At 60.4% G+C, this 20,414-nt stretch carries 19 protein-coding genes; 14 read left to right on the forward strand and 5 right to left on the reverse strand.

Features of this window, described 5'->3' with window-relative positions:
- The first annotated feature begins 121 nt into the window (after nucleotides 1–121).
- The 9 genes from ACIGGF_RS07730 to ACIGGF_RS07770 all read left to right on the forward strand — a co-directional run bounded on the left by ACIGGF_RS07730 (nucleotide 122) and on the right by ACIGGF_RS07770 (nucleotide 7,738).
- Nucleotides 122–1,315, forward strand: coding sequence for an FAD-dependent oxidoreductase (locus ACIGGF_RS07730; RefSeq protein ID WP_222092550.1), 1,194 nt, complete (start codon nucleotides 122–124; stop codon nucleotides 1,313–1,315).
- Between the two features lie 48 nt (nucleotides 1,316–1,363).
- Nucleotides 1,364–2,515 (forward strand): alpha/beta hydrolase family protein, encoded by a 1,152-nt coding sequence (locus ACIGGF_RS07735; RefSeq protein WP_397520799.1) that lies wholly within the window; start codon nucleotides 1,364–1,366, stop codon nucleotides 2,513–2,515.
- Nucleotides 2,516–2,636: 121 nt separating this feature from the next.
- The gene (locus ACIGGF_RS07740; RefSeq protein WP_222092552.1) at nucleotides 2,637–2,891 is read left to right on the forward strand and encodes a hypothetical protein; all 255 of its coding nucleotides are present in this window, start codon (nucleotides 2,637–2,639) and stop codon (nucleotides 2,889–2,891) included.
- Nucleotides 2,888–3,727, forward strand: coding sequence for a hypothetical protein (locus ACIGGF_RS07745; protein ID WP_397520800.1), 840 nt, complete (start codon nucleotides 2,888–2,890; stop codon nucleotides 3,725–3,727). Before ACIGGF_RS07740 ends, ACIGGF_RS07745 begins: the two co-directional genes overlap by 4 nt.
- A gap of 49 nt (nucleotides 3,728–3,776) precedes the next feature.
- Nucleotides 3,777–4,820, forward strand: coding sequence for a dihydrodipicolinate synthase family protein (locus ACIGGF_RS07750; protein WP_222067401.1), 1,044 nt, complete (start codon nucleotides 3,777–3,779; stop codon nucleotides 4,818–4,820).
- 4 nt (nucleotides 4,821–4,824) lie between these two features.
- Entirely contained in the window at nucleotides 4,825–6,138 is a 1,314-nt protein-coding gene (locus ACIGGF_RS07755; protein ID WP_397520801.1) for an aromatic ring-hydroxylating dioxygenase subunit alpha, read from the forward strand.
- 5 nt (nucleotides 6,139–6,143) lie between these two features.
- The gene (locus ACIGGF_RS07760; protein ID WP_397520802.1) at nucleotides 6,144–6,662 is read left to right on the forward strand and encodes a 3-phenylpropionate/cinnamic acid dioxygenase subunit beta; all 519 of its coding nucleotides are present in this window, start codon (nucleotides 6,144–6,146) and stop codon (nucleotides 6,660–6,662) included.
- Nucleotides 6,663–6,677: 15 nt separating this feature from the next.
- On the forward strand, nucleotides 6,678–6,956 hold the full coding sequence (locus tag ACIGGF_RS07765; protein ID WP_222092556.1) for a dihydrodiol dehydrogenase: 279 nt from the start codon (nucleotides 6,678–6,680) through the stop codon (nucleotides 6,954–6,956).
- The gene (locus ACIGGF_RS07770; RefSeq protein ID WP_397520803.1) at nucleotides 6,953–7,738 is read left to right on the forward strand and encodes an SDR family NAD(P)-dependent oxidoreductase; all 786 of its coding nucleotides are present in this window, start codon (nucleotides 6,953–6,955) and stop codon (nucleotides 7,736–7,738) included. Before ACIGGF_RS07765 ends, ACIGGF_RS07770 begins: the two co-directional genes overlap by 4 nt.
- A 29-nt stretch (nucleotides 7,739–7,767) precedes the next feature.
- Here the strand turns inward: ACIGGF_RS07770 and ACIGGF_RS07775 are convergent, their stop codons facing one another.
- From ACIGGF_RS07775 to ACIGGF_RS07785, 3 genes are all read right to left on the reverse strand, one after another.
- On the reverse strand, nucleotides 7,768–8,850 hold the full coding sequence (locus ACIGGF_RS07775) for a LuxR C-terminal-related transcriptional regulator (protein WP_397520804.1): 1,083 nt from the start codon (nucleotides 8,848–8,850) through the stop codon (nucleotides 7,768–7,770).
- Nucleotides 8,851–9,093: 243 nt separating this feature from the next.
- Entirely contained in the window at nucleotides 9,094–9,369 is a 276-nt protein-coding gene (locus tag ACIGGF_RS07780) for a hypothetical protein (RefSeq protein ID WP_397520805.1), read from the reverse strand.
- Between the two features lie 95 nt (nucleotides 9,370–9,464).
- The gene (locus ACIGGF_RS07785; protein WP_397520806.1) at nucleotides 9,465–10,880 is read right to left on the reverse strand and encodes an MFS transporter; all 1,416 of its coding nucleotides are present in this window, start codon (nucleotides 10,878–10,880) and stop codon (nucleotides 9,465–9,467) included.
- 442 nt (nucleotides 10,881–11,322) lie between these two features.
- Here ACIGGF_RS07785 and ACIGGF_RS07790 point away from each other — a divergent pair, with 442 nt between their 5' ends.
- From ACIGGF_RS07790 to ACIGGF_RS07805, 4 genes are all read left to right on the forward strand, one after another.
- On the forward strand, nucleotides 11,323–13,632 hold the full coding sequence (locus ACIGGF_RS07790; protein ID WP_397520807.1) for an ATP-binding protein: 2,310 nt from the start codon (nucleotides 11,323–11,325) through the stop codon (nucleotides 13,630–13,632).
- A gap of 152 nt (nucleotides 13,633–13,784) precedes the next feature.
- Complete coding sequence (locus ACIGGF_RS07795) at nucleotides 13,785–15,242, forward strand: aldehyde dehydrogenase family protein (protein ID WP_397520808.1); 1,458 nt, start codon at nucleotides 13,785–13,787, stop codon at nucleotides 15,240–15,242.
- 82 nt (nucleotides 15,243–15,324) lie between these two features.
- Nucleotides 15,325–15,693, forward strand: a complete 369-nt coding sequence (locus tag ACIGGF_RS07800) for a cupin domain-containing protein (protein WP_397520809.1) — start codon at nucleotides 15,325–15,327, stop codon at nucleotides 15,691–15,693.
- Complete coding sequence (locus ACIGGF_RS07805) at nucleotides 15,690–17,003, forward strand: flavin monoamine oxidase family protein (RefSeq protein ID WP_397520810.1); 1,314 nt, start codon at nucleotides 15,690–15,692, stop codon at nucleotides 17,001–17,003. Before ACIGGF_RS07800 ends, ACIGGF_RS07805 begins: the two co-directional genes overlap by 4 nt.
- Before the next feature lie 247 nt (nucleotides 17,004–17,250).
- Here ACIGGF_RS07805 and ACIGGF_RS07810 read toward each other — a convergent pair whose 3' ends face one another.
- Together ACIGGF_RS07810 and ACIGGF_RS07815 are read right to left on the reverse strand one after the other, a co-directional pair.
- A complete protein-coding gene (locus ACIGGF_RS07810; RefSeq protein ID WP_397520811.1) occupies nucleotides 17,251–17,454 on the reverse strand; it encodes a ferredoxin in 204 nt (67 codons plus the stop codon).
- Nucleotides 17,455–17,635: 181 nt separating this feature from the next.
- The gene (locus tag ACIGGF_RS07815; RefSeq protein ID WP_397520812.1) at nucleotides 17,636–18,226 is read right to left on the reverse strand and encodes a hypothetical protein; all 591 of its coding nucleotides are present in this window, start codon (nucleotides 18,224–18,226) and stop codon (nucleotides 17,636–17,638) included.
- 650 nt (nucleotides 18,227–18,876) lie between these two features.
- On the opposite strand from ACIGGF_RS07815, the gene ACIGGF_RS07820 reads away from it, so the two are divergent.
- Nucleotides 18,877–20,313, forward strand: a complete 1,437-nt coding sequence (locus ACIGGF_RS07820) for an APC family permease (RefSeq protein WP_397520813.1) — start codon at nucleotides 18,877–18,879, stop codon at nucleotides 20,311–20,313.
- The last annotated feature ends 101 nt before the right edge of the window (nucleotides 20,314–20,414 follow it).

The raw sequence follows: 20,414 nt of genomic DNA on the forward strand, positions 1-20,414 counted from the left end.
GCTTTCGAGTACAGCTCGACGTCGCTGATTGCCGGTTCGACAGCGACCTTCGGGCGGTGGCACACGCTTCGTGGATCTTCGACCGACTCAGCCACGGTGCCGACATCGACGACGTGTCATCGTGAAGCGCGTCGCGATCGTCGGTGCGTCGTTGGCCGGAGTCAACGCCATCGAAGCTCTTCGAGACCTCGATTACCGTGGAGAAATTCACCTGATCGGTGCGGAGCCCGACTTGCCGTACACACGTCCTCCGTTGTCCAAGGAAGCCTTGGCAGATGGCGAATTCGCATCGGACAGTCTTGCGCTGCGTGAACCGGGTTGGTACGCCGAGAAGGGCGTCGACCTTCACCTGGGTTCCCGAGTGACCTCGCTCGACACGAGCGAACGCGTGGTGCACGACGAGCATGGGGTGTCGCACTCCTACGACGGCCTCGTCATCGCAACCGGGAGCGGTGCACGGCAATTGCCGGCCTCCATGATCGCTCCAGCGGCACGTGACGACGTATTCACCTTGCGTACCCTCGCCGACGCTCGACGCATCACCGAGCGGCTCGATCGCGGCCGCAAATTGATCGTGATCGGCGGCGGTTTCGTGGGGATGGAGGTCGCGGCGACCGCAGCCAAGCTCGGCGTGGTCGTCACCGTGGTCGACGTCGCGGCGATGCCGATGAGCAGAGTCTTCGGTCCCACCATCGGCAAGTGGTTCAACGCCATGCACCGTCGCAACGGTGTCGACGTCCGATGCTCGACCAGCGTGGAACGAATCGAGAAGTCCGGAAGCGACGTCGTAGTAGTCCTGGTCGGAGGCGAACGGCTCGTCACCGACACTGTGCTCGTCGGCATCGGTGGCGTACCGACGGTCGATTGGCTGGCCGGTTCGGGTGTGGCCGTCGGCAACGGAGTGGAGTGCACTCCCGATCTAGGCACGTCGGTTCCCGACGTCGTCGCGGCCGGTGACGTCGCATCATGGCACAACGGCACCTTCGGCGAGGTCATGCGAGTCGAGCACTGGACCAATGCCGTCGAGCAGGGCCGACACGCCGCCGGCCGACTCCTCGGGGATGCCCCTAATTTCACGTCGGTGCCGTACTTCTGGACCGACCAATTCGATGCAAAGCTGCGTTTCTGCGGTCGAGCCAGCGCAGACGACGACATCTTCATCGAGTCCCAGAACGACAAGTCGCTGGTTGCGCTGTTCGGTCGAGCCGGAGTTCTCAGGGGAGTGGTGTGCATCAACGCTCCCCGAAAGCTCGCTCAGTACCGAACTGCGATAGGCGATTCCGAGATCTGGAACGACGTCGCGCGCAGCGCCTAGCCTTTCCATTTTCCTGTCAGTACAACTACGAAAGAACGGAAATTGCACATGAGCAATGTCAGTACCCCGACGAATGCCGATGCTCTCACGGTCATCGAACTCTTCCCGCAGGACGAGGACTGGTCCCTGCAGACGATGCGTCTGCTCGCCCAGGTTGCCGTCGGCGGGGCGGATCTCTTCGAGTGTGCGCGCACAGCAGCTCGAATCGGAAAGACCACCCAGGACAACGAGATCTGGCAACGTGAATGGAACCGGACGGCCGAAGAGGTTGCAGCGCAGGGTCGGGAAGCCCTCGAGGCCGGCGACAAGGTCACCGCTCGACGTGCGCTGTTCAGGTCGTGCAGCTACTACCGGCATTCGGAGTTCTTTTTGAGTTCCGACGATCCGCGACGCGATGCGGCGTACCGTGCGGGTACCAGCAACTGGGCACAGGCTGCCGAGCTCTCCGACGGACTCATCGAGCGCATCAGCGTTCCGTTCGAGGGCACCACGATGGACGGCTACTTCATTCGGCCGGACAACAGTGGCAAGGCCCGCGCCACAGTGCTTTTTCTGGGCGGTGCCGATTCATGGGCCGAGGAGCTGTACTTCCTCGGCGGCACCGAATTCCCGGCGCGGGACATGAACGTGGTCGTGATCGACACCCCCGGACGCGGCAGCTCGCTTCGATTCAAGAAGCTCTACAGCCGCCCGGACTACGAAGTTCCCGTCTCTGCGATCTTCGACGTACTCGAGAAGCGCGATGATGTCGACGCGGATCGTTTCGGTTTGGCCGGCGTCAGCTTCGGTGGTTACTACGCACCCAGGGCTGCCGCGTTCGAGCCCCGGGTCAAGGCGGTCGCTGCATGGTGTGGAACCTGGAGCATCCTCACCGACTTCTACGAGTGGTACCCGCCGCTCCAGGAGCAGCTGCAGTGGCTGTCGGGCTCGAAGGACGACACCGAGGCCCGAGAAAAGCTGGCCCAGTTCACCTTCGACGGAATTGCCGAGAAGCTTCAGATCCCTGTCTACGTCATGCACGGCACAGACGACATCATCATGGACATCAAGGGTGCTCACCGTTTCGTGGACGCTCTCACGAGCAACGACGTCACCTTCGATGTCTACGACGCTGCTGGGTCGCTCCACTGCAGCTACGACTACCTTTCGGTCGCAGCGGCGCGCTTGACGGACTGGTTCGTACACAAGCTCGGCGTCTAGTCGGAAACCACCCGGGTGGGTGACGGACACCGACTTCTCGCCGATCTACGGTGGAGTCAGTCGGAACGGCTTTCATCGAAGGCGTCACCTGTTCTCGTAAAACAAACCGACGAGGAGACTCATGTACGGCGTTCACAAATTGCTTTGGGATATTCGCCGAGACGGTGCCATCAAGAGCCTTTACACCGAAACTCCGGAGGTTGCTCTGGACAGTTACGGAATCGAAGGATCCTTTCGCACATTGATGGCGGATTTCGATATCAAAGGCCTCTACGAGGCGGGTGTAAATCCTTACCTGCTGTACTTCTGTGCCATTCAGCTCGAGGTCGACAGGGCCGACTATTACGCGAGGATACGAGGGGAGACGACACCATGACCAACGGCCGAATAGTCGGGGCGTTCACGGCTTCGCATTCACCCGGCATCACCGGCTGGCCGGAGCGTGCGGATCCAGAGAAGCGTCGTGCCGTCGAGAGTGGTTACGACGAAGCGCGGCAGCGAATTGCGGCGCTGCGGCCCGATGCCGTCATCGCAGTCTCCGTAGAGCACTTCACCAATTTCAATCTCGGTAATCTGCCGGCGTTTGCGGTCGCCACCGGTGACTCGTATCTGGGCCCGGTGACCGCCGAGATGGCGAAATTCGTACAGGTCGAACAGCACCAGTACCCGGGGGCCGCCGACCTCGGCAGGCACATCTACGATTTCGCGCTGCAGTCCGAATTCGATCCGTCACTGGTCGAAGGCGGAATGACGTTCGACGAGAACTTCTGTGTTCCGCTGAAGCATCTCGATCCGAGCAGCGAGTTTCCACTCGTTCCGATCATCGTCAACGGGGTCAACCCACCGTGGCCTTCGCCGAAGCGTTGCTATGACTTCGGCAAGATGCTGGCACGAGCGGTGGCTGCGCAGCAGCAGTACGAGCGAGTTGTCGTGATCGGCACCGGAGGGTTGTCCCATTGGGTCGGCCTGCCGGAGTCGGGCACCGTCAACGAAACGTTCGATCGGGATTTCCTACAGCGATTCGACAATGGCGATCCGGAACGCTTGACCGCGTACACCCAGGACGACATCGATGCAGCAGGAAACGGTGCCCACGAAATCCGTACGTGGCTCGTGGCAGCCGGTGCAGTCGAGGTCGGGTTCGACATCTTGGCCTACGAGCCGGTACCCGAGTGGCTCACCGGTACAGCTGTTGCCGCAGCGCGCATGTGAACCATTTCCATCAGTTTCAACCAACTCAACCAAGCAGGAGTAGATCAACATGAGCAAGTTGCCCAAGGTCAGCGGTAAGGATATGCGCGGCGTCATGGCGTATCCCCCCACCCCGGCGTTGCCCGGTGCCGAACGAGTCGACGCGACGAACACAGTCGATCTCGTGGAAACCGAGCGCATGATTCGCTCTTTGATCAGCGACGGCGTCGACGCCATCGCGCTGAACGGAACACTCGGCGAAATGGCCACTCTCACCATCGAGGAGTGGAAGGCATTCGCAACCTGCGCTGCCGAGACCGCACAGTCGATCGACCCGGATTTCCCGCTGTTCATCGGTGCAACCACCCTGAACACCCGCGACACGATCTCGCGTATGCGGTTTCTCGCGGACCTGGGCGTCACGGGCACGCTGCTGGGCCGCCCGATGTGGGGCGAGATGGTGGTATCGGTGATGGACAAGTTCTACCGCGACGTCGCCAACGCAGTTCCCGAGATGGCAATCGTGGTGTACGACAACACGGCAGCGTTCCGCGGCATCATTCCCCGCAGCGTGTACAAGACGCTGATCGAGCTGCCGCAGGTCGTGGCCGTGAAGTACGCCGGCGGTGCGTCGGTGGGCTTCCGCTACCACAACGACATGGCCCACACCGGAACCAGCTTCCCCCTCATGTCCATCGAGACGGACTGGTTCCCGGCATGGGAGATGTACGGCGAAGAGCTCGTCGGAATGGCGTGGTCCTCCACCACAGCCATGGGCCCCGGTCCAGTTCTGGAACTGCGCGATGCGCTCCAGCAGGGACGCTACGACGATGCCAAGTGGCTGACCGAGCGCCTGCGTTGGGCACACGAGCCCTTCCTCGTCGGGCAGGACTTCATGGAGTTCGCCAAGTACAACATCCCGCTCGAGAAGATGCGCGTCAACGAAGCCGGCTACATCAACGTCGGTAAGAGCCGCGTGCCGTACACCGAGGATCTCGTTCCCGAGGTGCACGCGCAGACCACGTCGGATCACGTGAAGCGCTACATGCAGATCCGCACCGAAATCGAAGCTCGTTTCGGCGTTCGCGCATCCAAACTGGCCGACAAGGTCTGAATCGATGACGACTGCTGAACCCTCTGATCTCGCGGATTGGGTACAGCGGACCAGGCAGGGAATCGCCGAAGGGCGATTCCCTGCCAGGGCCTTCAACGACCGGTCCGTCTATGACCTCGAGCAGAAGCGCCTCTTCTCGCGTGCCTGGTGCTTCTTGGCTCATGAATCCGAAATCCCCTCTGCGGGTGACTATGTCACTCGATTCATCGGAAACAACAGCATCATCGTCGCGCGGGGCGAAGATGGAACCATCCACGCCAACTTGAACATGTGCCGTCATCGCGGCAACGTCATGTGCAAGTCGGAGATGGGAAACTCTTCTCACTTCCGATGCTCGTTTCATGGATGGACGTACAAGAACACCGGCCAATTGATCGGTGTTCCGTACATGAAAGAGGGCTACGAAGGCCGTCTCAAGCGTAAGGACTGGGCCATGGTCCCGGTTCGCATAGACACTTACGAAGGTCTGATCTTCGGCACGCTCGATCCTGAATCGGAGTCCCTGGGCGACTATCTCGGCGATTTTCGTTTCTACCTGGACCTGTACCTCAAGCACGGGGAACAGGGCTGCGAAGTTCACGGTCCGCCCGACCATTGGTTGGCGAACACGGACTGGAAAATCTGTGCCGAGAATTTTGCAGGCGACGGCTATCACACTCCGGTTGCGCATCAGTGGGGCTTCCACCTCGGATACTTCCCGTCGTCCGGGTCGACACACAGCCAAGGTTGGGCTGCGAGTGTTCCGGGACGTGGACACGGGGTCGGCTTGGGGCACAGCCCCAACTTCCCGCCGTTCGGTGGGTTTCCGACGGAACTCGCGGAGGAGATGAAGTCGGTTTTCAGCGAAGAACAGACCGAGGTGTTCTCGAAGGTACGTACCGCCGTCGGAACGGTGTTCCCGAATCTGTCGTTCTTGATGCAGCCCTTCAGTTTGGTACCGGGTGAGCCGGGTGTGCGCTTCGTGACGATGCGTTTGTACCACCCGGTCGGACCAGGACAGATGGAAATGTACTCGTGGTGCCTCGTCCCGAAAGGCGCATCCAAGGAGTACAAGGACGCCGCATACCGGGCTTACACACTGGCTTTCGGTCAAGCAGGCACCTTCGAGCAGGACGATTTCGAGAATTGGGCCAAGGTGACCAGGTCTGCAGCGTCGACCATGGTTGTAGACGTCGACTTCCCGTACTCCATGGGCATGGACAGCGATCCGGATCCGGATTTCGCCGGCCCCGGCCACGTGGTGACCCCGTACGTGAACGACACGAATTTCCGTAATCTGTGGTCCCGGTGGGGCGATTACCTGGCAGACGAGGTGTGAGAACCATGCCTACGACAAAATCGGTATCGCGCGATATTCAATGGGATATTCAGGAGTTCCTGTACCGCGAAGCTTCAGCGCTCGACGAGCGCCGCTTCCGGGACTGGTTGGGTTATCTCAGTGATGATATTCGGTACGAGGTGCCGGTCAGAGTGACACGGGAAGCTCTGGCAGAGTGGGAGCTATCTCCGACGTCGAGAATATTCGACGACGACAGGGAGACGTTGGAAGTGCGAGTCCGACGACTCGAAACGGACTTCGCCTGGGCTGAGCAACCTCCGTCACGAACCCGCCACTACGTCACCAATATCCTTGTCGACCACACCGAGGTGCCGGACGAGTATCTGGTTTCGTCCAATTGCTTCATCTACCGCAGCCGCGGAGACGATCCGAATCCGAGCCTCTACTCGATGTTCCGGAAGGACACGGTTCGCCGCACCGAGGACGGTTGGCGTCTGGCACGCCGGTGGGCAGCGTTCGATCAGGCACTGATCAACGCACACAATCTCTCGATTTTCATCTGAAGCGGAGGGTTTCACGTGAACGACGACGCAGCCGAGCCGGTGTTCGAGAACCCCGAAATCGGGGAAGTATCGGACTATCCGATCGATGGCGGAAACGACGGGCCGATTGTCATCGCGAATGAGTTCGCTGACGTCGTCATCCGCAAGATATCGACGAGAAACGGCGTGCGATTGGATATTTGGTCACCGCGTCGTGGGTCCAGAGTGATGCTCGACGCTGTGGCACTGGACTGCCTGAGCTTCCAGGAGCCCGAGCTCATCACCGAACTACTCTCACGGAGGCCTGCGCCATGACCAGCGACACCCGTCTCGAGGGACTCAATGTTCTCGTTCTCGGAGGTGGCTCCGGCATCGGGCGAGGTGCCGCGTTGGCGTACCGAGAGTCGGGTGCTCGGGTCGTCGTCGTAGAACGATCCGCGGACAATGCGGCGTCATTGGCCGCCGAGCCCGGTATCGAGGTCATGGTCGGTGATGCCACCGACTCGGCGGTGATCTCCGAATCCATACACAGGGCGACAGCCGAAGGCGCAGCGCTCTCGAATGTGACGTGCTGCGTAGGAGTCTTCGACCATTACGCGTCGTTACGCACGTTGGACGAGAGCGACTTCGCTGCCGCAGCTCAGGAAATGTGGCGCTTGAACGTTCTCAGCGCGTTGTCGGCGGCGAGGTCGGCATGGCCGGCGTTACGGGATGCGCGTGGATCGCTGACTTTCACACTGTCCGAGTCGGCCTTCCACCCAGTCGGAGGCGGAGTGCTCTACGGAAGCTCGAAGTGGGCGCTGCGGGGCGTGATAGCTCACCTCTCTGCCGACTTCGCCCCCGAGGTGAGGGTCAACGGTGTTGCACCGGGAGGAACGTCGGGAACGTCGTTTTCCGGCCTGGCTGCGTTGTCTCAGGACACGTTGTCGGTCGCAGCCTCGGCAGGGCGTGACGAGCGAATTGCCAAGGGCACCTTGCTGAAGTCGACCCCCACGCCCCAGGACCACGGTAGCGCCTACGTCTACCTTGCCGACCCCATCGGTGCTCGGATCATCACCGGCACCGTCATAAATTCGGATGGTGGGCGCGCTCGCTGAAAAGCCGCGCTCACCATCCGCTCCATCCTTCAGCTCACTGTGGCTTCGGACGCTTGCCGATCCGCAGCCCAGATCAACTGGACAAGTTCCGCTCGTGAGCTGACACCCGCCTTCGCGTACACGCGCTTGAGGTGTTGTTTGACGGTGTTCTCGCTGATGAACGCTTTGTCCGCGATGTGGCGTGTCGAGAGCCCCTGACTGGCGAACTCGGCGATCTGTTGCTCACGGCGGGTGAGAACCGACCACACCGGCAGCTCCCTGGTAGCTCTGGAACGGGCGTGCAACGTTGTCAGGACTGCGTTCGTTCGTTCGGGCAGGCGCACCGAACGTGCAACGAACGACTTGCCGGCCGACTGGATGTCCTGGACGACAACGCGTTTCCTCTCGCTGGTGATCGACTCACATGCCTGACGGACGGCTTCTGTGACGCCGGCATCGATGGAATCAGTTCCGCCCGTAACTGTTACGGCGGTTTCGAGGTCGTTGTCGGCTGTCCGGTTGCTGTACTGCACGCGACCGTCGGTGTCGGTCAGCACCACACTGTCCGAGATACGATCCATGGCCGACTCGAACATGGCCGCCCGCTGTGCGAGCAGCGCAATGTGGTGTGCGCGTCGGAGCGCGAGTGCGAGGTGTTCCGCGATGAGCGAGGCAACCTCGAGATCGGACGCCTCGAAAGGGCGTAGGTTATCGGATCTCGCGAAATTTATCGTGCCGGTGACTGCGCCGGCGATCACTAAGGGCGCCTCGAGGGAGTGCTCGAACCCGCTGGCCTCGAGAACGGTATGCGCGCCTGATTCGCGCCACCGCGACGCGCAGATCTGCGAAGAATCGAACGGTCGGCGATGCTCGAGGACGTGAGCGAGAACCGGATCGTCGCGACGCCCTCTGTGCTCGTATTCGTGCAGCATGCTGTCGTCCACTGCCGCGTGTACGTCGAGAACGCGGCCGGACCCGGCCTGCAGTTGATAGAGCCCGATCCCGTCGGCGTCGATGATGTCGTGCACTGCCGTGAGGAATACCGAGGCGACATCGGAAAGTGACGTGGCCGACTGCATTGCGAGCGCGAAACGATGCGTTCGTAGAGCCGGGTGGTTGTGATCGTCGTCCATCTCGGTGTCCTGTCGCTGATGATGTACACCGATGGATGAGCCGACTACTTTCCCTGCTCGATCCAGTGGTGCGGTGATCGTTCGGCTACCGACAATGACATGGATCACAGCCGCCCTGCATCCGTAAATTTACCCAACCTGCTGGGAGCGATACCGAGACGGCGATGTCCGCCATGGATGGAGAGCGCTCGACCCCGAGCGGCTGCGCTCGGGTCGGATCACGCGTCGGGGACTGTTCCCACCTCAGAATCGTCCGCCGCTCATGCGAGGCGAGACTCTCCTGTCGGTGGACCGGGCGTCCATTCGACCGGCCGCCAGTACCGCATCGTCGAACTGTGCTTTCGAGACTCCGAAGCGGACGAAGATTTCCTCCTCGGGTACTCCGCCGAACGGTTGCCAGTTGTGGGCCAACTCGAGGTACTCATCGACTCTGGCTGTCGGAGACTCGGCGTCGAACGACGCGTGGGAAGTCCTCTTTCGTTCGGGTGCCCGCGTATCTCGGCTGTGCGAATTCAACACGTTTTCCTCTTTCGCGCGAATTGTTCGTCGATCTCGAACCTATGGACGCACCCGATGCGTGCGCCATCCCTGATCGGGTGGTTTCGGGGAAGGTCTCACGACCTCTGCTCGGTCACGCCGGCACTGTCCGAGGGGATCGCGGCCGGTGAGCCTGCGAGACGAGGCGGCGAGTGTCGTCTGACCACGAGAAGGAGTACGCCCGCAGCCAACCCGGCCACGGCGAGCAGGACGAACAATGCGCCACTACTGATTGCAAGGAGCGCCGCTCCAGCGAAGGACGCAGTGATGGCACCGAATCGTCCGACCGAAGCACTCATTCCGACGCCCGTCGACCTCACATTTGCCGGATATACGAATGCTGCCAATGTGTACAAGGTGCTTTGAAGTCCAGCGAAGAAGGCACCGAGAAGCAGTAGTTGCACTATCAGCGCAACCGACGACGTTTCTGGGTCGGGTCGTTGAACCGCAAGCCACAGTGCTGTGATGCCGGCTCCATAGGCGAGGACCGTCAATACCTTGCGCGATCCGAAACGTGTGATGGCGGCAGCTGCCGCGATGGTCATGACGATGCCGCCGAAGTTGTAGATGGAAATGGAGCGACTGGCAAATGCTGCGTCGAAACCGGCGTCTGCGAAGAGGGCTGGCCCCCAACTGAAGAAGGAGTAGACGCCGAGCATGCTGAGAAAGAAGACAGCCCACAGTGCAATCGAATCTCGTCTGACAGCGGGCTGGAGAAGCGCTGCGAACGACGCTCGTGCGATTGTGGAGTTCTCGCGCGCGTGCACCCGAGTGTTGTCGGTGAGGTGGTAGCCGACTTCCGCCAAACGAGCGCGGACCTGAGCCATGTCAGACCTCCGGCCGCGGTCAGCGAGAAAGAAGACCGATTCTCGCATGAACATGCCCACGACGACGGTGAACAGAAGTGGGACCGCACCGCCGACCAGGAAGAGGAAGCGCCACCCTTGAGTCGGTAGGATTTCTGCGGCGACAAGCCCTCCTGCCAGGCCACCGATGGGCACGCAGACCATGCTCGCAGCGACGGCGAGGCTTCGAGATTTCAGCGGTGACGTCTCGGCAACCAAAGCGGTGACCAATGGAAAAACCATACCGACACCCAGCCCGGAGATGGCGCGGAGCACGCCGATCGTCATCAAGTTCTGAGCTGTTGCCAGTAAGCACGTTGTGCCGGCAAAGATTACGATCGCCAGCATGGTGCACGGCTTTCTGCCGATGCGATCACCCAGCCACCCTCCGAGGCCTGCACCGATTGCCAGTCCCAGAAAACCGACCGCGAAAATCCACGAGAACGAACCGCGCGAGACATTCAGTTCTTCGGATATCTGTGGCAGAGACAACGCCAGTAGTTGATTGTCGAAGCCGTCGAGCACCACCACCACAGCTGCCAACACGATCGTCCACAAATTTCTGCGCGACAACGGCGCTCGGTCCACTGCGGACGTGAGATCGAAGTTCTCCGAGGCAACAGTCCCTGGGGGATCCGATTTCTTCATGATTTCTCCTGTGTCGTCGAGGGTGTGATTCGAGCGCTCCGAGGGATTCGCACCGTGTCGCTGGAAATAGAAGCGCGGTTCACAGGCCGGCCCAGTCGAGCGTTGGGGTAGTCAACCAAGACATTTGCACCATGGCACCGAAACGACGTCACCCGAATGGGTGGATTTTTCATACCTCGAAGTGAGTACCAAAACGAGCGGTCGGAATTCTTCAGGCAGTGGCCACCCGCGATTCGATTCCGCCGAGTGGGAGCGCCGTCGCGAAGCTACCCGATCGGGTGTTGTCCTACGCGGATCTGCACTGCGAAAGTAATGGAACCCGTTCTGCTGATCGACTGGGCAATGTCGTGCGAAAACATGGTTCGTGTTGTCCAATGAGGGCCAAAATGGAATCAGTCGGTATCTGCCTGCCGACCGAAATGCAAGGTACAGAGGCACCCACATGACCGACAGCACGCATTCACGAATGCCGCGGCATTCGACAACCTTCGTCGGCCGAACGAGTGAGCAGAACGCCTTGGAGGCAGCCCTGGCCACGAATCGGCTGACCTTCGTGATCGGGCCCGGAGGGGTGGGGAAGACCCGGCTGGTCACCTCGGTGCTGGCGAAGGGTTACGACAATACCGACACAGCGGCCGGTTCGACGTATTTCGCCGACCTTCGGCAGGTCACCGGTGTAGGCGAGTTCTGCGCTCGGATTGCCGAAGCGCTGGGGATGCGGGACGGTTCGGCCGCGGATTCAGTGTCCGTCATCGACTTCGCACGGGAGCTGAAAGGGTTGCTGCTGTTGGACAGTTGCGAGGGTATCGATCGGGAGTCCCAGCAATGTTTGCAGGAATTAGTCTGGGCTGCAACAGGACTCACGTTGGTGGCAACCAGTCGGAGGGTGCTGCGAGTCGACGGCGCGGAGTTGATGACGCTCAGTCCGCTCCCTGTGCCGTCTGCGGAGGGCGATGTCACCGCTGCGCAGGTCGACAACTTCGATGCCGCCAAGCTGTTCGCCGACCGAGCCCGCTTACTGAGTCCAACTTTCGAGATCGCCGATTCGAACGCGGCGGCACTGGCACGTCTTCTTCATGGTCTCGACGGCCTCCCGCTTGCCATCGAACTCGCGGCCGGTTGGGTACGTGCGCTGTCGTTGCAACAGATCATCGACAGAATGAATGCTCGCCCGGACTTTCCACGCGGAGACAGCACGAGCCTCCACCCGAGGCACAGGACGCTGCAAACGCTGACCGAAGGTAGCTTCCAACTGTCGACGGAAGCGGAGCAGCTGCTGTGGTGCCGACTTACCGTATTTGCCGGCACATTCGATCTCTCTGCCGTCGAAGCGGTGTGCAGCAGCGCGCCTTTGCGGGAAGCCGACCTTCTCGATCACATGGCATCGCTGGTGGATCAGTCGATAGTGATCGTCGACAATCAGGGAGCACACGCACGATATCGATTGCCGCGTCTGATCCGCGATTACGGTAACCAGCATCTGGACGAACGCGATGACCGCGATCAACTCGTCAGGCGGCATTTCGATCACTACGAGAACCGCGTCCAGCTCGCCGCTCACAGTTTCAGGGACTCCGGGCCAGAAGAGGGCACCGCGCAGTTGCTGATCGACTATGCCAACATCGCGGTCGCGATCGACTACGGCCTCACCGATTCCACCCTCCACGGCGTCAGCGCTCGGATGGCAACCGACCTGTGGCATTTTTGGTTCGCGACAGGTCAACTGACTCGAGGTCTCGAAGTGCTCGAACGCGTACTTGCGGCGACTTCAGGGCCGTCGGCCTACCGTGAGCTCGCCTATTGCGTTGCCGCTTATCTTTATCTGCTCCAGGACAATCTGCGGTACGCGGAGAGGCTCGTCGAACATGCCGCTGAGATACAGGCAGTCAGTCGGGATCCCCTCAACCGGGCTTTTGCTATGCAGCTCGCGGGCATGATCGCAATGGGTTACGGCCGCACTGTCGAGGCTTCGCCCCTCGTCGACGCGTCCGCGGAGCTGTATCGATCTCTCGAAGGTTCTTTTGCGAGAGAGCTGTATCTCGACACGACCGGCGTCGCAGTCATGTGCGCAGTATTCAACGGTGACACAGACCGCGCGACCGTCCTTGCCGAACACGGGCTGGCCATGTGCGAGGAATCGAAGGACTACTTCTGGCGTGGGTACATCGAGCTCGTTCTCGGGATAGCTAGTTGGGTGTCCGGGGACCACGAGGGCGCGCGGGGTGCCGCGATCCGCGCCATGGGGTACACAGCAGATCAGCTGCTGACAACCCACTGTGTGGAGCTGCTGGCGTGGTGCGCGCAGTCCGCGCGGACGTATATCCGTGCTGCCCGGCTGTTCGGCGGTGCCGATCGGATGTGGCAGTTCCTGGGCGGCAGCTTTTCCGGCTTTCGCATGGTCGTCGCGTACCGCGACGACAGCATCCGAGCTACTCGTGAACACGCGGGAGAACGACCGTTCCACGCCGCATACGAACTCGGTCGACACATGACACTGGCAGAGCTGGTCGCGTACGCAATCGAGACAGAGATGGAACCGGACGACAGCGGTTTGACGGTGTTGACTCGTCGCGAGCTCGAGGTAGCGAGGCTGGTTGCGGACGGACTCAGCAACCGAGACATCGCAGCCGACCTGACAATTTCCCAACGGACCGTCGAAACGCATGTCGAACACATCTTGTCGAAACTGGGATTGGAGAATCGCACCCGAGTGGCAGCGTGGATTCACGCCCGCACGCCGGCTACCGGTTGAGTCTCGCCCAGCAGCGACGGCCACATACTGAACTCGAAGTTACGTAGCAAAGTCCGTAGTCCTACGGACGCCCGAGGGATGTGATCCATGTCATTCTCGCCTGACGTCATGATCTGGATCTCATTTGGTCCCCGGAGCGAGCGAAGGCATACATGGACATCACGCAATTGGCCAAGCAGTACATCGGTGGAATATGGCGCGACGGTGCGGGAGACAAAGTTCTCGTCGACGCGAACCCTTACAACAAAGAAGCTTTGGCGGAGTTCCCGGTCGCGGATCGCGCTGACGTCGACGAGGCTTACAAGTCCGCCGCGCAGGTCCAGGTGGAATGGAACAAAGTCAACGCCTACGCGAAGCGGACAGTCTTCGAGAATGCCGCGCGAATCGTTGGAGAACGCGCTCAGGAGATCACCGAGCTGCTTGCTTCCGAGGTCGGAGGAACAGCCGTCAAGGCCGGCTTCGAGATCGGCATTGCGATCGACATGCTCAAAGAAGCAGCGACCTTGCCGCTGCGTATCGAAGGCAGCATTCTCCCGTCGCCGGTAGCCGACACCGAGAATTTCGTCTACCGCGAGCCCGTCGGTGTGGTCGGCGTGATCAGTCCGTTCAACTTCCCGTTCTTCCTTTCGCTGAAGTCCGTTGCGCCTGCACTGGCGACCGGAAACGGTGTTGTCATCAAACCCCACGAGGAGACGCCCATCACGGGTGGCACGCTCATCGCGTCGATCTTCGAGGAAGCCGGACTGCCGGCCGGACTTCTCAATGTCACAGTCACCGAAATTCCTGCCATCGGCGATTATTTTCTCGAGCACCCGATCCCCCGAGTGCTCGCCTTCACCGGCTCCACAGCAGTGGGCCGCCACGTCGGCGAGGTAGCAGCCCGACATTTCAAGAAGTCGATCCTCGAACTCGGCGGCAACAGTGCGTTCATCGTTCTCGACGACGCCGACCTGGACTACGCAGTGGATTCCGCAGTGTTCAGTCGCTTCACTCATCAGGGCCAGATCTGCATGTCCGCAAATCGAATTCTGGTGCATTCCGCCGTTGCGGCGGAGTTCCGCGACCGGTTCAGCGCCAAAGTAGCTGCCCTCCCCATGGGAGATCCTTCCGACCCGAGCACCGTCATCGGTCCGTTGATCAACGCCCGGCAACTCGCCGTTCTCGAAGAAAAGATCGACGGAGCCATTGCTGCGGGCGCGACTGCAGTTCTTCGAGGCGAAGCATCCGGAAACGTTCTGCCACCGGTCATCCTCGAGAACGTGACTGCGGGTTCCTCCATCGCTCACGACGAGTTGTTCGGACCGGTTGTGGTGCTGATCGAGTTCGATACGGACGAAGAAGCCATTGCGATCGCCAACGACACCGAATTCGGCCTCAGCGGTGCCGTTCACACCGGCAATCTGACCCGTGGAGTGCAGGTTGCCAAGCAGATTCACACCGGAATGATCCATGTCAACGACGCCACCATCGGCGACGAACCGATCGTGCCTTTCGGCGGTGAGAAGAGTTCCGGTATCGGCCGACTCAACGGACCGGCGAGCATCGACGAACTCACGACTCAGAAATGGATCTCGGTCAACCACGGTCGCAGGATCTACCCATACCAGTAGTAGATACCTGCTCGCGCGCAACGATATTCGATGCAAAAACCGGGCTCCGCGATCCCAGGACAATGGAAAGGACTTTTCAAGAATGACTACCGATTACGCAGTATCCACTTCCGGCCAATTGGTTGATAATTACGTGCCCTTCATCGTCGAAGGCAGTCCCACCGGCCAGTTTTCACAGTTGCACGGCCGAGACGGTGGCGATGTTCGGGCTGGACTCTTTCGGGTCCTCGAAGGCGAGTACCCCGACCGCGAACCGGTTCCGTACTACTTCGAGATGGACGAGTACATCTGGATTGCCGAAGGCGAGGTACACATCGAGACGGCCGCCGGCGAGACTCACGTTCTGCGCGAGGGAGATTGCGCTTACTTCCGCCAAGGTACGCAGTCCACGTGGACGTTCCACGCACCCTTCCGAAAGTTCTCGATCGAGATCAAGCAGGTGAACCAATGAGTGAGAAAATCTACGACGTCGCGGTCATCGGCGGTGGATTCGCGGGTGTGACCGCGGCACGAGAGGCCTCTCAGCTCGGTAAGTCGGTCGTGGTGATCGAGGCAACGAACCGTCTGGGCGGTCGTACCTGGACCGACGATCGACTCGGCACACGCATCGAGCTCGGTGGAACGGACGTGCATTGGTTGCAGCCGCATGTATGGGCCGAAATGTCGCGCTACAACCTCGCGATCGAGGAATTCACTCCTCCGACCGAGCTTCTGTACATCAGTGATGGGGAGGTTCATCAGGACTCGGACGAGTTCGTGTTCGGCCTCATGGACAAAGGTATGAGCGCCCTCGCCGAAGTGGCGCGTACCGCGTACGAGCGCCCCCACGATCCACACTTCTCCAACGCGGCTTTCGACTTCGACAAGCTCTCTGTCGGAGAGTTTCTCGATGGCGTGGACATGACGAAGCTCGAACGTGAAGTGACCTCATCGTTCTGGGCGGCGGCCTGTCAAGCACCGCTCGACAAAGCCGGTATCTCCATTGCGTTGCGTTGGCTCGCTCTGGCCGGCTGGGATTGGCAAGTGATGCTCGATGTGATTTCGCGGTACAAGATCGTCGGCGGAACCGGCCTTCTGATCGACGGAATCGTCTCCGACACCACGGCGGAATTCGTCATGAACGCCACGGTGACTGCGCTCGCCGAGTCCGAGAGCCTTGTCCGCATCGATCTTGCCGACGGTCGTACCGTGACATCGCGGACAGTGGTCTGCGCCGTGCCCGTCAACGTCCTGTCCGACATAGCGATAGAACCGAAGCAGCCGCATATTCAGCGGATTGCCGAGGCAGGCCAGATCTCCGGTGGTCAGAAGGTCGTGGTTCGGATCAAGGGTGACCGTGCCCCGTACATGGCGTTCGCCCCCGAGGGGCACCCGTTCGTCCTACTGCAGTACGACCGTTCGATCGACGGCGACCACATCGCAGTGGCGTTCGGCTCCGACGCCTCGGCCGTGAACGGTTCATCGCGTGAGGATGTCGAAGCCGTGTTGCGTACGTGGTTACCCGAGCTCGACGTTGTCGACGTTGCAACACACAATTGGACCGCCGACGGACTGTATCGGGGTACGTGGGCTGTGCCCGCACCAGGCCAGCTCCGAGACCAATTGGATGCGGTGCAGGCACGCAACAGCCGGATCCTGCTGGCGGGTGCAGACTTGGCGAGTGGCTCCTTCGGGTTGATCGACGGGGCAATTTTCACCGGAATGCGGGCGGGCCGTGACGCAGCACGAATGTCCGTATCGGGTAACTTCACAACGCGGTAACACAGCAGCCCTGAAGTCGGGCTCATCCGCGGCATTGCTTTCGAGCACGCCGTGGATGAGCCCGCCTTGCCGTGCATCGACGCCGATACTTTTGGACCATCCGACTGTTGCTGGACAAAGCAATTCAGAATGGGTCACGCACTACTCGTGCAAAAAGCCGGCCCGTCAACGTCGAACCGGTTGGAGATTCGGATCGAGGTGGACGGGCCTCTACGAATGAAAATATACGCGTCGAAGCAGTGTCGAGTCAGTCTTCGAGCAGCGAAATAGCCCGGGCCGGACAGCATCTCACCGATGCGTCCGCGACGACACGCAGATGCTCTCCCGGCTCACTGTTCTTGAGTGTGGCAATGTCGTTGTCCTCGTCGAAGTCCCAGATCTCTGGGGCCTCGATGAGACAGTTGGCGTATCCCTGGCACTTACCGGTGTCGAGAAGCAGTCGGTACGACATTGTGAACTCCTGTGTAGTCGAGAAGGGCGGTCACACCGCGGAACTCGCGGCTGCCGGCGGTATTTCGTCACGGCGATGTCCGTTGTGTCAATGCTAGGCATCGATGCGAGGTGATACGTCCCCCAAATGGGTGGTATCGAGTGACGCCGATCATAGAAGAGAAGAGCGCGAAGCTCGAAGTTCACAAGCGAACGAAAAGCTCATCGATGGTCAGCGATCGATACTGCTGCACCACTGTGTCGCCACTTGGCGCAATGTCGATCCGTGAGCGCACCTCACGAGAAACCTCGTCCGTTCGGTCCTTCACTACCGCGAGCCACCGGCGGAGGTCACCTGCCGAACTCGGACCGATGTCGAGTGCGTCGACGAGTTCGCGATCTTCGAGTCTCGAGTACTGGGCGTACGTGGCCTCCGGTGTCAGCGCCCACTGCGACATTCGCCGGAGCTCTTCGGCATCGGAGCGTATTTCTACGCTGGATTGGGCAAGGTAACCGGTTGCGCCGTACTCCCAGACGCTTTTGATTCTTTCGCGGGCGGCGGCGACATCCGACCATGCGCTGAATCCGTCGCCGATCCAATCAGTGCCCTGGGGCAGAGCCTCTGGAATCAGTAGACGAGTGATCGCTCGGTCGTTGACGGCGTCGAGCAGGTCCAACGGTGAGTTGCCCACGAAGATCTCCCGACGCGGTGGCCAGACGTCGAAAGCGCTGTGGTCACCGTGTTTTCCGCCTACGTGAAACGTGAAGATCTGAGGGTATTGCGCTCTCTCCATACTTCTTCGTTCGGGACGAACCTCGTAGTGAAGTAAGGCGCACGTCTGTATGAGCAAACTCGCCCCCAGTGACCCGAAGGGCTCTCTGATGACCACGCCCAGTCGGTCGTGTTCGGTCCAGTCCGGTAGCAGTGCGTGCGGGCCGACCATAGCTCCGCGGTCACGCCACTGAAACATTCGATGCTCGATATCTGTAGCGACGTGCATTTGTCCTCCTCGAAACTGCGAGCAGAAGGCTCGAACAGCCTGTCCGTGAGGCCAACTGGGGATCAGCCACCGACGGTCTGTCAACATTCACACACGGGCCCGGCCACACGCATCGGGAGAATTACGGACGCGCGGACCGAATCTGCAGCATGCGACTGCTGTGTGCGGACGACTGATCGACATGGGCTCGAGCAGGGGTGGAATATTCGCAATCCGTCCGGGATCGTCTTGTCCGATCGCCGAATGTACCCGTCTGGGTGACGTGAAAACGGTGAAGACCTTGCCAGCATTTAGGGCACTCGCGCTCAGTCGGTGCCGAGGATTACATCAGGCACACCGGTCCGTTGGGTCGACCCATCCGTGACACCCCAGCCCCGCCCCTATCGGGTCGCGAATCGACAACACCAACGACATCTGCCAGTGCCCAACCCAGAGGATGGCTCATGACCGAACAGCATTCAGAAGGTCACACCTTCAGAAAAACGCTTCGATGGTACGACGGATTCATGATGGCGTTGCCCATCGGAACGGGCCTTTTCGTCAGCGTCGGCTACATGATCGGCACGATTGGGATAATTCCGGCGGTGATTGCGTGCGCCCTGTTGTCGTTCGTCGCAATTTTGCAGAACAAGCTTTTCTCGGAAATGGCGGCAATGTTTCCCACCAAGGCAGGCGGTGTTGCGCTGTTCGCTGCCGAGGCGTGGAAGCGCTACTTTTCGCCGGTGGCTCCGGTAGCCGCCTTTGGTTACTGGTGCGGTTGGGGCCTGTCACTCGCTCTGACCGGGATCACCATCGGCTCGCTCGTCGGAGCGCAATGGTTCCCCGAAGCCACCGATGCGTACTTCACCGTCGCAGGCGTGGGCTTTGGTCCGGCGCAGGCCATCGGAGTCCTTGCGGTAGTGCTGTGCAGTGTGCTGAATATCGCGGGAATCCGGGTTGCTGTTCGAGTGAACCAAGTGATCGGGGCAGTGTTTGTCGTAGTCTTGGCGCTGTTGCTCGTACTTCCGCTCGCCAGCTCGTCGTGGTCGATCGAGAACTTGACCTCGGGCCCGGACACCGATTGGAAGACTTTCGCCGTCTGGCTCTTCGTGGTCGCGTGGGCAATTTACGGAACCGAGCTCTGCGCAATCTTCGCTCCTGAGTATGTCGACACCCCGAAAGACACCTCGCGCGCTCTGACGTCCGTCGCACTCTTCATGTTGATGGTGTACACCGTGATTCCGATAGGTACGGGCGGCCAGCTCGGTTCCGAAACCATTACCGCGAATCCCATCACCTACGGCGTGACGAGCATTCGTGAATTCTCACCGTTCTTGTCCGAAATCACTACTGCGGTGCTCTGTGGTGCGATCTTCTTGATAATGATCTCGTCGTCGGCCGATGCCGGCCGTGCGTTGTACGGCATCTCGAACGAGGGCATGTCACTACGCCAGCTGGATCTACTCAACAGCCGAGGTGTTCCCAGCCGGGCCATCTGGGTCACCATGGTGATCAACCTACTGATGATCGTTTTTGTCGGGAATCCCGTAGCGATTCTCATCGCGAGCAACATCGGCTACATATTGGCCGTCACCTTGGCCGTCTTCGGGTTCCTCTTGTTGCGCAAAGACAAGCCCGAGTTACCGCGACCTATCCGGCTCGGCAAGCCGTGGCTGTTCGTTGCCGGTGTGGTGGGTGCGTTCGACGCGTTCATCCTCGGCATGGGTGCGTTGAACCCCGACCTGAGTCATGCTGGCGGGTCCAAGGAAGTTCTCGTCGGCATCGGCATCTTGCTGATCGGATTCGTTCTCTTCGTGGTTCGGCGAGTGCTGCAAGACCGCCAACCCTTCACACTGCGTGAACGTGACGAGGAAGCGCCTGCTGAGGCCACCAACGCGTGAGCAGTCCGTCTCGCTCAGGCACAGTCGTCGGCGAATCGTAGCGACGATCGTCATCCGAAACATGCTGCCGCGTAACACGGCCTCCAACCCCAAGGAATTGG

It is taken from the genome of Rhodococcus sp. NPDC078407 (assembly GCF_044542515.1).
In the GTDB taxonomy this organism is placed as follows: Bacteria; Actinomycetota; Actinomycetes; order Mycobacteriales; family Mycobacteriaceae; genus Rhodococcoides.